We start from the raw sequence: 13,322 nt of genomic DNA on the forward strand, positions 1-13,322 counted from the left end.
GACATTTTGGATGGTGTCATGTTTGGTGGACAGAGTGTCCGCGATTCCGACACTTTCCGGCGTCATGATCCGGCGGGAAGAGAGGGAGGCGGAGGCGAACCCGCGGAGAAACAATGGGTCCGCAGGCCCGGACGAAGCGAACCCAGTCGTGGCACGCTTCGTGCGTACAACAAACGGTTAAACGTCCCGCCGCATGGCGGCCCCCGGGCCGGGAGCCCGGATATAAGCCCTGGGCACAAGCCCGGATATAAGGACGAACGGGAGGAGAATTCGCGACCGATGAACGCCGCACCGAACGACGACATCATCCTGGAAGCGCGCAACCTGACGAAGGAGTTCAAGGGCTTCGTGGCGGTGAAGGAGGTGAACCTGCAGGTGAAGCGGGGCACCATCCACGCGCTGATCGGCCCGAACGGCGCCGGCAAGAGCACGGTGTTCAACCTGCTGACCAAGTTCCTGACGCCGACGCGCGGCCAGATCCTCTACAAGGGCCGCGACATCACCCGGACCAAGCCGGCGGACATCGCGCTGATGGGGCTGGTCCGCTCCTTCCAGATCTCGGCCGTCTTCCCGCATTTGAGCGTGCTGGAGAATGTCCGGGTGGCCTTGCAGCGGCCGCTCGGCACCAGCTTCCATTTCTGGAAGTCCGAATCGACGCTCTACGACCTGCATGACCGGGCGCTGGAGCTGATCGAGGCGGTGAACCTCACCCCCTGGGCCGGCCACACCGCTGCCGAGCTGCCCTATGGCCGCAAGCGCGCGCTGGAGATCGCCACCACGCTGGCGCTCGACCCGGAGGTGATGCTGCTGGACGAGCCGCTGGCCGGCATGGGCCATGAGGACATCGAAGGCACCGCGGCGCTGATCAAGCGCGTCGCCGCCGACCGCACCGTGCTGATGGTGGAGCACAACCTGTCGGTCGTCGCCCACCTGTCGGACACCATCACCGTGCTGCGTCGCGGCGAGATCCTGGCGGAGGGACCGTATGAGGTCGTCTCCAAGAACCCGCAGGTGATGGAAGCTTATATGGGGACCGGACATGCCTGACGGCGCGATGACCAAAACCGCGATGCTGGAGATCGCCGACCTGCACGGCTATTACGGCGAAAGCCATGTGCTGCACGGCGTCAGCCTGGAGGTGCGGCAGGGCGAGGTGGTGACGCTGCTGGGCCGCAACGGCGCCGGCAAGACCTCCACCATGCGCGCCATCATGGGGATCATGGGCAAGCGCACCGGCTCCATCCGCTTCCAGGGGCAGGAGCTGATCGGCATGGCGCAGCACAGGATCCCGCGCCTTGGCATCGGCTATGTGCCGGAGGAGCGCGGCATCTTCTCCTCGCTCAGCGTGGACGAGAACCTGACGCTGCCGCCGGTGGTGAAAGAGGGCGGGATGACGATCCCGCAGATCTACGACCTGTTCCCCAACCTGAAGGGCCGCGGCTCGACGCAGGGAACGCGCCTGTCGGGCGGCGAGCAGCAGATGCTGGCCATCGCCCGCATCCTGCGCACCGGTGCCACCATGATCCTGCTGGACGAACCGACCGAGGGCCTCGCCCCCGTCATCATCGAGCAGATCGGCGTGGCGGTGCGGGCGCTGAAGGCGCGCGGCTTCACCATCGTGCTGGTGGAACAGAATTTCCGCTTCGCCGCCACCATCGCCGACCGTCATTACGTGATGGAGGAGGGCCATGTGGTGGACATGATCCCCAACGACCAGCTGAGCGCCAACATGGACAAGCTCCACACCTATCTGGGGGTGTAGGGCGGTCTGGCGGCCGGATGTGGCCGGCGCCACGAGCCTCCTTTCTCCGGCGTTCACAAGCGGAGGGGCGGGCGGTGCCGGCTCATACCTGATTCAAGGTTACCCGATCGAAGGTGGCGGGTCGGGGAGGGAGGTCGGTTTCGGGAGCCCGGCGCCGCCTATCTGCCGGGGTTGATCGGCTTTGTCTCGATCCGCGCCGGCGACGCGACGCTGATTCAGGCGTTCGAGGCGATCATGATCGTGGGCCTGTCGGCCTGTCTCCTGAAAGTCCGGCCAACCATGGGCTTCGTGTTTCTGTCCTGCGTCGCCCTTGCCGGTCTGGCGGTAACCCTGGGCGCGTTCGGTCCGCGCGATGGTGCAAGCTCGCCTTTCGGTATCGCGATGGTCTTTCTCGCCACCGCCACCGCAGCCCTGTATGTGGTGCTTAGTTCACGGCTGCTGGTCGACCATGACCCGATCTTGGCGGGGGGTGATGCGAAGCCGCTGGGCATTTCGCCCGCATCGCGGTACGAACGGGTTTAGCATCCTGGGCTATGGGCCGGGGCTACCGGCCGGCGAGGCAAGTTTCGCATGGCGGAATAATGTTCCGTTGACGCGCTCTTTGCGCGCTGGCAGGATCGTCCCGCAATCTTTTGCGGGAGGTCTCAGGTCATGCGCAGGCGGGAAGAGGCTCTGGTCGCCGACGATCTGGCGGAGGACGAGAAGGACCCGCGCTTCGTCACGGCGCTGGCCCGCGGATTGGAACTGCTGCGCGCCTTCCGCCGCAACGAATCGATGCTGGGCAACCTGGAACTGGCGCAGCGCACCGGCCTGCCCAAGCCGACGGTGTCGCGGCTGACCTACACGCTGGCCAAGCTGGGCTATCTCGCCTACGACCAGAACACCGGCAAATACCGGCTCGGCACCTCGGTGCTTGCGCTGGGCTATGCCAGCCTGTCGGGCATGGGCATCCGGCAGGTGGCGCGTCCGCTGATGCAGGAACTGGCCGACCAGACCGGCCTTGCCGTCGCATTGGGCGGGCGCGACCGGCTGAGCATGATCTATCTGGAATGCTGCAAGGCGACCGGACCGATCACCCTGTCGCTCGACGTCGGCTCCCACATCAAGCTGTCGACCACCGGCATGGGCCGCGCCTATCTGGCCGCCTTGCCGGAGGCGGAGCGCGCGCCGCTGATGGCGAAGCTGGAGGAGCATGAGGGGGAGCGCTGGCCGGAGATCCGCGACGGCATCCTGCAGGCCATCGAGGATTACCGGACGCGCGGCTATTGCCGCTCCATCGGCGCCTGGAAATCGGAGGTGCATGCCGTCGGCGTTCCCTTCGTGCCGCGCGACGGCTCGCAGGTGCTGGCCTTCAACTGCGGCGGGCCGGCCTTCATGGTCGATTTGCAAAAGCTTGAGGAAGAGTTCGCGCCGCGGCTGGTGGCGATGGTCCGGCGGATCGACGCAACGCTGTTCAACGGATGAGAGTGGGGGGCCACCGAATTTAAATCGGGAGCAGCCGCTTGTCGCCACGAAAGCCCTTCTCCCCTTGTGGGGCGGGATCGGCCAAACGCCAACGGCGTTTTGCCGACCCGCGGGTTGGGATGAGGGGAGCCGCCGGCTGAAAGCCGTTGGAAATCAAACTTGCGCCCCCTCACCCCAACCCCTCTCCCGCAAGGGGAGAGGGGCTTTGCGTGCGAACTCGATATGCGACTACCCTAAGGCCGGCGCAACGCCGCCCTTGCCAGCATTGTCCCGTCCCAGCTAACTGTTCGGACAGCCGACCGACAGCCCGGATCCCATGTTCGACAGTTTCCTGCTCGCCTTCACGGCATTGTTCTCCATCGTCAATCCGCTGGCGATGGCGCTGATCTTCAGTCAGGTGACGGCGGACAGCAGCCCGCGCGACCGGGCGCGGCTGGCCGGGCTGGTCAGCCTCTATTCGGCCATCGTCATGCTGACCGCCTTGTGGGCGGGTGCCTATGTGCTGAACTTCTTCGGCGTGTCGATGGCGGCGCTGCGGATTGCCGGCGGCTTCGTGGTGGCGGAACGGGCCTGGGCGCTGCTGTCGGCGCCGGAACGGCACGAGGCGCGCAAGCAGGAGCAGGCGGCCGGCGACGGCGATGGCTTGGCGGAATCGGCCTTCTTCCCGATGACGATCCCCTTCACCACCGGGCCGGGCACCATTTCGGTCGCCATCGCTCTCGGCTCCACCCGCCCGACGCGGGGCGACGGGCTGATCGAGTTCTTCATCGGCATGTCGGGCGCGGCGCTGGCGATCGCCGCGCTGATCTGGCTGTCCTACCGCTCCGCCGACCGCATCGTCGCCTTCCTGGGGCCGACGCGGGTGCGGGTGCTGACGCGGCTGTTCGCCTTCCTGCTGTTCTGCGTCGGCGTCCAGATCCTGCTGACCGGTGTTCTGGACGCCTTCCCGCTGCTGTCGCAGAAGGACTGAGTCTTCTTATCGAGCGTAAAGCCTGACATGTCAGGCTTTACGCTCGCCCTCAAACGGCGGGCGCGGCCGTCCGGCCGCTTGCCTTCGCAGGCATGGGCCTGCGGGGCCGCAGTCGCGGCCCTTACCGCCGAGCGTACGGCTCGGCGGTATCAGCCCTTCGGACGCAGGTCCTGCACGCGCTTGGCCTTGCCGATGGAGCGGGCGATGCCGCCGGGTTCGACCACCTCGACGCGGGTGTTGATGCCGATCAGCGACTTGATCGAATGCTGCAGGTGCTTGGCGTGGCCGTCCCATTCCGACGGGTGGATGCCGTCATGCATCTCCACCCGGACGGCGAGGTTGTCCATGTGGCCGTCGCGGCTCACCACCAGTTCGTAATGGGGAGCGAGGGCGGGGATCTTGCAGATCAGCTCCTCGACCTGGGTCGGGAAGACGTTCACGCCGCGGATGATGAGCATGTCGTCCGACCGGCCGGTGATCTTGTCCATCCGCCGCATGCCGCGCGCCGTCGGCGGCAGCAGCCGGGTCAGGTCGCGGGTGCGGTAGCGGATGACCGGCATGCCCTGCTTGGTGAGCGTGGTGAAGACCAGCTCGCCGTATGAGCCGTCGGGCAGCACCTCGCCGGTGTCGGGATCGATGATCTCGGGGTAGAAATGGTCCTCCCAGATCACCGGGCCGTCCTTGGTCTCGACGCATTCCGACGCCACGCCCGGTCCCATCACCTCCGACAGGCCGTAGATGTCGACGGCGTGGATGTTGAAGGTGCGCTCGATCTCCTCGCGCAGCGCGCCGGTCCAGGGCTCGGCGCCGAAGATGCCGACGCGCAGGCTGGTGCTGCGCGGGTCGATGCCCTGGCGGCGCATCTCGTCGGCGATGTTCAGCATGTAGGACGGCGTGACCATGATGATGGTCGGCTTGAAGTCCTGGATCAGCTGGACCTGCTTCTCGGTCTGGCCGCCCGACATCGGCACCACGGCGCAGCCCAGCCGCTCCGCCCCGTAATGGGCGCCAAGCCCGCCGGTGAACAGGCCGTAACCGTAGGCGATGTGGACGATGTCGTTGCGCGTGCCGCCCGCCGCCCGGATGGAGCGGGCGACGACCTCCGCCCACACGTCGATGTCGCCCTTGGTGTAGCCGACCACCGTCGGCCGCCCGGTGGTGCCGCTGGAGGCATGAACGCGCACGATGTCCTCCATCGGCACGGCGAACATGCCGTAGGGATAGGCGCGGCGCAGATCGTCCTTCACGGTGAAGGGGAACAGCGCCAGATCCTTCAGCTCCTTGAAGTCGTCGGGATGGACGCCCTTCGCCTCGCACTTGGCGCGGAAGGGCGCGACGTTGGCGTAGGAATGGCGAAGCGACCATGCCAGCCGCTCCGTCTGCATCGCCGTAATCTCGTCGCGGCTGGCGAACTCGTAGCGGTCCATGCCGGCTTTCGCGCCTTGGTCGACATTGGTGTCGGTCATGATGGACATGGTGCGCTTCTCCCCTTCGTACTGATGCCCGGCGCTTGGCGGCCGGTTGCCGGTTTTCGTTCAGACCCGCTCCACCATCATGGCGATGCCCTGGCCGACGCCGATGCACATGGTGCAGAGCGCGCGGGTCGCCTTGCGGTCCTCCAACTCCATCACCGCGCTGGCGACCAGACGGGTGCCGCTGGCGCCCAGCGGGTGGCCCAGCGCGATGGCGCCGCCGTTGGGGTTCACATGCTCGGCATCGTCGGGCAGGCCCAGCATGCGCAGCACGGCAAGGCCCTGCGCGGCGAAGGCCTCGTTCAGCTCGATCACGTCGACGTCGCCGATGGAGAGGCCAAGGCGGGCCAGCAGCTTCTGCGTCGCCGGCGCCGGGCCGATGCCCATGACGCGCGGCGCCACGCCGGCCACCGCGGTGCCGACGACGCGGGCGCGCGGGGTCAGGCCATAGCGCTTCATGGCATCCTCCGACGCCACGATCACCGCGGCGGCGCCGTCGTTGACGCCCGACGCATTGCCGGCGGTGACGCTGCCGCCCTCCTTGCGGAAGGGGGTGGAGAGCTTGGCCAGCGCCTCCAGCGTCGTGTCTGGGCGCGGATGCTCGTCGGCGGCGACGATGGTCGGCTCGCCCTTGCGGCGCGCGATGGAGACCGGGACGATCTCGCGGGCAAGACGACCCGATTCCTGGGCGCGGCCGGCGCGCTGCTGGCTGCGGACGGCGAAGGCGTCCTGATCGGCGCGGGAGATCGCGTAATCGGCGGCGACGTTCTCCGCCGTTTCCGGCATGCTGTCGACGCCGAACTTCGCCTTCATCAGCGGATTGACGAAGCGCCAGCCGATGGTGGTGTCGAAGATCTCCGCCTGTCGGGAAAAGGCGCTGTCGGACTTGCCCATGACGAAGGGGGCGCGGGTCATGCTCTCCACGCCGCCGGCGACGATCAGCTCGGCCTCGCCCGCCTTGATGGCGCGGGCGGCCATGCCGATGCTGTCCATGCCGGAGCCGCAGAGGCGGTTGACCGTGGTGCCCGGCACCGTCTCGGGCAGTCCTGCCAGCAGGGCGGCCATGCGGGCGACGTTGCGGTTGTCCTCGCCGGCCTGGTTGGCGCAGCCGAGGATCACGTCGTCGACGGCGGACCATTCGACGCCGGGATTGCGCTCCATCAGGGCCTTCAGCGGCACCGCGGCGAGGTCGTCCGGGCGCACCGGGGCCAGCCCGCCGCCGTAACGGCCGAAGGGGGTGCGGACGGCATCGCAGATGTAGGCTTCACGCATGGGATGCTCCTGGAACGGGAATCACGGTGCCTTGCAGGCGCGCCGACTGGCCGCGGAACAGGCCGACCACCGTGCCGTCCTGGTTGGTGACGGTGACGTCGTAGACGCCGGAACGGCCGCGCTTGTGTACCTCGCGGCATTCGGCGGTCAGCAGGTCGCCCAGCTTGGCCGGAGCCGGGAAGGCGATGGAGCAGCCGGCCGCCACCGTCACCTCGTTCGCCGCGTTGCAGGCATAGGCGAAGGCGGTGTCGGCCAGCGTGAAGGTCATGCCGCCATGGCCGATGTCGTGGCCGTTCACCATGTCCTTGCGCACGGTCATCGCCATGCGGGCATAGCCGGGGGCGATCTCCAGCAGCTCGATGCCATGGGCCTGGGCGCAATGGTCGCGCTCGTACATGCCGCGGCCGACCGCTTCGGCGAGGGATTGGGGGTCGGTGGTCATGCGGAGAGCTCCTTACCCCCTCTCCCCCCCGGGGAGAGGGTTGGGGTGAGGGGGATGCGCGGCGTGGAGTCTGTGGCGGCGTTGGGATTTCCGCTGTTTGCGGAGCCACGCGGCGCGACCCCCTCACCCTGACCCTCTCCCCGGGGGGGAGAGGGGATACGGGATGCGGAGATCCTTCGCCGCAGCAGGGCCGAGGCGCGGTAGCGGTCCTCGCCGTAGGTGCGGGCCAGGGCGTCGAGCACGGACAGCACATGGGGCAGGCCGATGCGGTCGGCCCAGGCCAGCGGCCCCAGCGGGTAGTTCACGCCCTTGGTCATCGCGATGTTGATGTCGGCGGCGCTGGCGACCCCCTGCATCGCCGCGTCCGCCGCCTCGTTGGCGAGCATGGCGACGGTGCGCATCACCACCAGACCGGGGGCGTCGTCGATCACCGACACCGATTTGCCCAGCGCCTGGAACAGCCCGGCGGCGACGGCGACCGCCTCGGACGGCGTGCCGTCGGCGGGGGCCAGCGCGATGCGGGTGGCCTTGGCGTAATCGAGCGCAAGGTCGAACAGCACCAGCGGGGCGATGCCGTCCTCGGCGGCGCGGGCGGTGGCGGTGCGGCCGTCGGTCAGGGCCAGGGTGACGCCATCGACGACGAGCATGCCGGAACCGGGCGCTTCCTCAACGGCGATACCGGCCTCGCGCAGCAGCCCGACCAGCGCCGCGGCGGGGCCGAGGTCGCCCTGCACCGTCACCCGCTGCGGCTTGGGCGCCGGTTCGGCGCTGCGCGGCATCGGATTGGCGGCGCCGGGGCTGTGGTCGTAGAAGCCGCGGCCGGTCTTGCGGCCGAGACGCCCGGCCTCGACCAACTCCTGCTGGATCAGCGAGGGCTGGAAGCGCGGGTCGCCGAAATAGGCGGCGTGGACCGAGCGGGTGACGGCGAAGTTCACGTCGTGGCCGATCAGGTCCATCAGCTCGAACGGCCCCATGCGGAAGCCGCCGGCCTCGCGCGCGACGGCGTCGATGGTGGCGGGATCGGCCGCCTGTTCCTGCACCAGCCGCAGCCCTTCGGCGTAGAAGGGGCGGGCAACCCGATTGACGATGAAGCCGGGAGTGGAGCGGCAGCGCACCGGGCTCTTGCCCCAGGCCTTGGCCGTGTCGAACAGCGTGTCGAGGACGCCTGAATCGGTGGCGAGGCCGCTGACGATCTCCACCAGCGCCATCAGCGGCGCGGGGTTGAAGAAATGCAGCCCGGCCAGCCGTTCCGGCCGCTGCACTCCGGCGCCGATGGCGGTGACCGACAGCGACGAGGTGTTGGTGGCGAGGATGGCATCGCGCCCGACGATGCCCTCGAGCTCCGCGAACAGGCGGCGCTTGACGTCGAGGTCCTCGACGATGGCCTCCACCACCAGACCGGCGGGGGCAAGGTCGGGCAGGCCCTTCACGGCGCGCAGCCGGTCCACCGTGGCGTCACGCTCCGCCGCCGTGCGCTTGCCCTTCTCCACCAGCGCGGTCAGCGCCCTGGCGATGGACTCGACGGCGGCCTGCGCGGCGCCGGGGCGGGTGTCGACCAGCAGGACCGGGTGGCCGGCCTGCGCCGCGACCTGGGCGATGCCCTGGCCCATGGCGCCGGCCCCGACCACCGCGACCGTGACGGAGGGATCGAGCGCCGCCATCACCGCCCCTCGAACTTCGGCGCGCGCTTGGCGACGAAGGCGGCGACGCCCTCGCGGTAGTCCTGCGTGCGGCCGGCCTCGCGCTGGAGGTCGCGTTCCAGGTCGAGCTGAGTGTCGAGGTCGTTGTCCAGCGAGACGTTCAGCGCCCGCTTGATCAGCGCAAGGCCGTGCGTCGGCTGGGTGGCGAGCTGGCGGGCCAGCGCGCCGGCCTCCTCCGCCAGCTTGTCGTCGTCGACCGCCTTCCAGATCATGCCCCAGGCCTCCGCCTGCTCGGCCGAGACCTTGTCGCCCAGCATGGCGAGGCCCATGGCGCGGGCGTGGCCGACCAGACGCGGCAGGGTCCAGGTGCCGCCGCTGTCGGGGATCAGCCCGATCTTGCAGAAGGCCTGGATGAAGCTGGCCGAGCGCGCCGCCAGCACGATGTCGCAGGCCAGCGCGATGTTGGCGCCCGCCCCGGCGGCCACCCCGTTCACCGCGCAGACCACCGGCATCGGCAACTCGCGCAAGCTGCGGACCAGCGGGTTGTAGTTGGTCTCGATGGACGCGCCGAGGTCCGGCGCCTCCTGACCCGGAGCGACCGCACGGTCGGACAAATCCTGCCCGGCGCAGAAGCCGCGGCCGGCGCCGGTCAGCAACAGGCAGCGGACGCTCTTGTCCTCGCGCACGGCGGCCAGTGCCCCGCGCAGTTCCTCATGCATCGCCGCGGTGAAGCTGTTCAGCCGGTCCGGCCGGTTCAGCGTGATTGTGGCGACGCCGTCGGCGATGTCGAGGAGGATGGTCTTTTCGTCGCTCATTGGGCGGTCTCCAGAACCGGAACGCGGCTCTGCACCACGCGGAAGCGGTTGGCGACGAAGGCGAGGTCGCACAGCGCCGCATTGGCCGCCGGGTTGGCGCCGGTGCCGTGGAAGTCGCTGAAGGCCGCCGACTGGTTGACGAAGACGCCGCCGGTGAGGTTGACCGACAGGGCGACGCCGGCCTCGACGAACAGGTCGGTGGCCTGCTCGATCAGCTGCGGGTCGGTGCTGTAGAGGCCGGTGGTCAGCGCGCCCTTGGTCCGGGTCAGGCGGGCGGCGCGTTCCAGGCTGTCGGCGGTGCTGTCGGTCTTCACGATGATGGAGATCGGGCCGAACAGCTCATGCCCGTACTTGTCCTCGTCGGCCGCATCCATGGTCAGGATCAGCGGCGTGCGGATGCGGGCGTCCGGGAACTTCGGATGGGCGATGGCGCGCGACGGCAGCACGACAGTGCCGAGCTTGGCGGCCTCGTCGATGCGGGCGAGCGTGGCGTCGGACTGGATGGCGCCCAGCACCTCGACCGCGCGCTCCGGGTCGGACAGGAACTTGTCGACGCCGCCGGCCAGTGCCGAGACGACCTGATCGAAGCTCATGCGGTCAGCGCCGGCCTGAATGCCGTCCTTGGGCACGAAGATGACCTGGGTCGTCGTGCACATCTGCCCGGAATAGAGGCTGAGCGTGAAGGCGAGGTTGCGCACCATGCCCTTGGGATCGTCGGTGCCGTCGATCACCACCGTGTTGACGCCGGCCTTCTCGGTATAGACCTGGGCCTGACGGGCGTTCTGCTCCAGCCAGTCGCCGAAGCCGGTGGAGCCGGTGTAGTCGATCACCGCCACTTCGGGGCGCAGGGCCAGATCCTTGGCGATGGTGTCGCCGATGGCCAGCGTGACGAGGTTGGGGTCGAGCCCGCACTCCGCCAGCACCTCGCGCGCGATCTTCACGGTGATGGCGAGCGGCAGGATGGCGGTGGGGCCGGGCTTCACGATCACCGCGTTGCCGGTGACGAGGCTGGCGAACAGGCCGGGATAGCCGTTCCAGGTCGGGAAGGTGGCGCAGCCGATGACCAGCCCGACGCCGCGGCCGACCACCTCGAAGCGCTTGTCCAGCACCAGCGGCGGGTTCTTGCCCTGCGGCTTCTCCCAGCGCGCCGCCGGGGTCTGGTCGGTCATCGCCTTCCAGCCATAGGCGACCGCCTCCAGCCCACGGTCCTGGGCGTGCGGGGCGCCGGCCTGGAAGGCCATCATGAAGGCCTGCCCGGTGGTGTGCATCACCGCGTTGGCGATCTCGAAGGACCGCGCGTTCAGCCGCTTCAGGATTTCCAGGCAGACGCCGGCGCGGCCGTTCGGCCCGGCCTTGCGCCAGCCCGGCATCGCCGCCTTGGCCGCCTTCACCAGCGCATCGACGTCCGACACCGGATAGGTGATGCCGAGATCGAAGCCGAAGGGCGAGCGCTCACCCCCCACCGTTCCGGTGACGCCCGGCTGGTCCAGATCGAAGGGCTTGTCGCGGTAGGCCGCGAAGGCCGCCTCGCCATCCGCCGCCGCCGTCTCGCCATAGGCGCGCGGGCTCGGCATTTCGGGGAAGGCCGACCAGTAGGCGCGGCTGCGGCAGGCTTCCACGGCGTTCTGCAGCGTCGCCTCATGCGTCTCGAACAGGGCTTGCGGGGTGGTGGTCATGGCGGGGCGTTTCCTTATTGTCGTTGTTCAGGCGGCGTCGGATCAGGCGGCGTCGAAATCGATGACGACCCGTTCGGTCAGCGGTCGCGACTGGCAGGTCAGGACATAGCCGGCCTCGACCTCCCACGGCTCCAGCGAGTAGTTCTCGGCCATCTCCACCTTTCCTTCGCGGATCTTGGCGCGGCAGGTGCAGCAGACGCCGGACTTGCAGGAATAGGGCAGGTCGGCGCCATGCCGGTGCGCGGCGTCGAGGATGCTCTCGCCGTCGTAGGCCAGCGTGAATTCCTTGCGCTTGCCGTCCTGCAGGATGGCGATGGTCGCGGCATCGGTGGGGGTGTCGGTTGCCGCCATCTTCGCGGCCGGGCGTGCCGAGGTGGTGGTGCCGAACAGCTCCACATGGATGTTGGCGGGGGGAGTGCCGCAGGCGGCCAGCGCGTCGCGCACCTCCTCGACCATCGGCTGGGGGCCGCAGAGGAAGGCGGCGTCGATGTCTTCAGCCTTCAAGGGTCCGGCGCAGAGTTCGCGCACCAGACCGGCGCCGATGCGGCCGCCCAGCAGCCCGGCCTCTTCCGGTTCGCGGCTCAGCACATGGTGGATCACCAGCCGGCCGATGTAGCGGTTCTTCAGGTCCTCCAACTCCTCCCGGAAGATGATGGAGGAGACGGTGCGGTTGCCGTAGACCAGGACGAAGCGGCTCTTCGGCTCCTGCGCCAGCACGGTCTTCAGGATCGACATCACCGGGGTGATGCCGCTGCCGGCGGCGAAGGCGACATAGGTGCGGGCGGCATCGGGGGCGATGGGGGTGTGGAAGCGCCCCATCGGCGTCATCACCTCCAGCACGGCGCCCGGCGCCAGCGACTGGTTGGCGTGGGTGGAGAACAGGCCGCCATCGACCTTCTTCACCGCCACGCGCAGCTCGCCCTCGCCCACGCCGGAGCAGATGGAATAGGAGCGCCGCACCTCCTCGTCGCCGATGCGGGTCTTGAGGGTCAGGTACTGGCCCTGCACGAAGCGGAAGCGGTCGGCGAGATCGGCCGGCACGTCGAAGGCGATCGACACGGTGTCCGCGGTCTCCCGGCGGCACTCGCGGATGGTCAGCGGGTGGAAGCTGGGGGTGGTCATGGGGTGGTCCTCGGTCGGGCCGGTGGAGTGGTTGAAACGTTTGCCCCCTCCCTAACCCTCCCCCACCTTCGGTGGGAGAGGGGACTGCCGCCGATCTGGCGCGTGCTCCCTCTCCCGCGGAGCGGGGGAGGGTTGGGGAGGGGGCATCCATCGAAGCCACTCAATGGCATTTGAACACGTCGAACGGTTCGAGGCAGGCGTTGCAGGCGTGCAGCGCCTTGCAGGCGGTAGAGCCGAAGCGGCTGATCTGGCGGGTGTCTTCCGATCCGCAGCGCGGGCAGGCGATCACCTCGTCCGGCGCCGTCAGCGACCGCTTGCCGGAGTGCGGCGGCGGGACGATGCCGACCTCGGCCAGCTTTTCCCGGCCGCTGTCGCTGATCCAGTCGGTCGTCCAGGGCGGGGCGATCACCACCGAGACGCGGGCGTCGAGGCGCGCACGGGCCAGCGCGGTTTCCGCCTCCAGCACGATGACGCCGGTGGCCGGGCAGCCGGAATAGGTCGGCGTCAAGGCCACCGACAGCCGCCCGTCCTCATCGGCGGACACGGCGCGGACGATGCCGAGATCGACGATGCTCAGCACCGGGATCTCCGGATCCATCACCCCGGCCAGCGCGTCCCAGGCGGCCTTCACCACCGCATCGGCGCCCGGTTCCGGTCCCCAGCAGCCTGCTGCATCCGGCATCTCGC

At 69.0% G+C, this 13,322-nt stretch carries 13 protein-coding genes; 5 read left to right on the plus strand and 8 right to left on the minus strand.

Translation table 11 applies throughout. From position 1 onward, the window contains the following. The first annotated feature begins 279 nt into the window (after positions 1-279). From AZOLI_RS25355 to AZOLI_RS25375, 5 genes are all read left to right on the plus strand, one after another. On the plus strand, positions 280-1,047 hold the full coding sequence (locus AZOLI_RS25355) for an ABC transporter ATP-binding protein (RefSeq protein ID WP_014189497.1): 768 nt from the start codon (positions 280-282) through the stop codon (positions 1,045-1,047). After that, positions 1,040-1,762 (plus strand): ABC transporter ATP-binding protein, encoded by a 723-nt coding sequence (locus AZOLI_RS25360; RefSeq protein ID WP_014189498.1) that lies wholly within the window; start codon positions 1,040-1,042, stop codon positions 1,760-1,762. Before AZOLI_RS25355 ends, AZOLI_RS25360 begins: the two co-directional genes overlap by 8 nt. 171 nt (positions 1,763-1,933) lie before the next feature. After that, entirely contained in the window at positions 1,934-2,284 is a 351-nt protein-coding gene (locus AZOLI_RS25365) for a hypothetical protein (protein ID WP_014189499.1), read from the plus strand. 129 nt (positions 2,285-2,413) lie between these two features. Next, positions 2,414-3,226: an IclR family transcriptional regulator gene (locus AZOLI_RS25370; protein ID WP_014189500.1), complete on the plus strand. Its 813-nt coding sequence runs from the start codon at positions 2,414-2,416 to the stop codon at positions 3,224-3,226. Between the two features lie 316 nt (positions 3,227-3,542). Continuing rightward, positions 3,543-4,196 carry a MarC family protein gene (locus AZOLI_RS25375; RefSeq protein ID WP_014189501.1) on the plus strand — a complete coding sequence of 218 codons (654 nt, stop codon included), beginning with the start codon at positions 3,543-3,545 and terminating at the stop codon, positions 4,194-4,196. Positions 4,197-4,345: 149 nt separating this feature from the next. Here the strand turns inward: AZOLI_RS25375 and paaK are convergent, their stop codons facing one another. From paaK to paaD, 8 genes are all read right to left on the minus strand, one after another. After that, on the minus strand, positions 4,346-5,671 hold the full coding sequence (gene paaK, locus AZOLI_RS25380; RefSeq protein WP_014189502.1) for a phenylacetate--CoA ligase PaaK: 1,326 nt from the start codon (positions 5,669-5,671) through the stop codon (positions 4,346-4,348). Positions 5,672-5,731: 60 nt separating this feature from the next. Next, positions 5,732-6,940: a 3-oxoadipyl-CoA thiolase gene (pcaF, locus tag AZOLI_RS25385; protein WP_014189503.1), complete on the minus strand. Its 1,209-nt coding sequence runs from the start codon at positions 6,938-6,940 to the stop codon at positions 5,732-5,734. Continuing rightward, positions 6,933-7,382 carry a hydroxyphenylacetyl-CoA thioesterase PaaI gene (paaI, locus tag AZOLI_RS25390; RefSeq protein WP_014189504.1) on the minus strand — a complete coding sequence of 150 codons (450 nt, stop codon included), beginning with the start codon at positions 7,380-7,382 and terminating at the stop codon, positions 6,933-6,935. Before paaI ends, pcaF begins: the two co-directional genes overlap by 8 nt. Then, positions 7,379-9,043: a 3-hydroxyacyl-CoA dehydrogenase PaaH gene (gene paaH, locus AZOLI_RS25395; RefSeq protein WP_014189505.1), complete on the minus strand. Its 1,665-nt coding sequence runs from the start codon at positions 9,041-9,043 to the stop codon at positions 7,379-7,381. The genes paaI and paaH overlap by 4 nt, the downstream gene beginning before the upstream one ends. Beyond that, entirely contained in the window at positions 9,043-9,837 is a 795-nt protein-coding gene (paaG, locus tag AZOLI_RS25400; protein WP_014189506.1) for a 2-(1,2-epoxy-1,2-dihydrophenyl)acetyl-CoA isomerase PaaG, read from the minus strand. The genes paaH and paaG overlap by 1 nt, the downstream gene beginning before the upstream one ends. Beyond that, positions 9,834-11,513, minus strand: coding sequence for a phenylacetic acid degradation protein PaaN (gene paaN / locus AZOLI_RS25405; RefSeq protein WP_014189507.1), 1,680 nt, complete (start codon positions 11,511-11,513; stop codon positions 9,834-9,836). Before paaN ends, paaG begins: the two co-directional genes overlap by 4 nt. Positions 11,514-11,555: 42 nt before the next feature. Further along, positions 11,556-12,635 (minus strand): 1,2-phenylacetyl-CoA epoxidase subunit PaaE, encoded by a 1,080-nt coding sequence (gene paaE, locus AZOLI_RS25410; RefSeq protein WP_014189508.1) that lies wholly within the window; start codon positions 12,633-12,635, stop codon positions 11,556-11,558. A gap of 160 nt (positions 12,636-12,795) precedes the next feature. Next, entirely contained in the window at positions 12,796-13,317 is a 522-nt protein-coding gene (paaD, locus tag AZOLI_RS25415; protein ID WP_014189509.1) for a 1,2-phenylacetyl-CoA epoxidase subunit PaaD, read from the minus strand. Positions 13,318-13,322 lie beyond the last annotated feature (5 nt).

This window comes from Azospirillum lipoferum 4B (genome assembly GCF_000283655.1).
In the GTDB taxonomy this organism is placed as follows: domain Bacteria; phylum Pseudomonadota; class Alphaproteobacteria; order Azospirillales; family Azospirillaceae; genus Azospirillum; species Azospirillum lipoferum_C.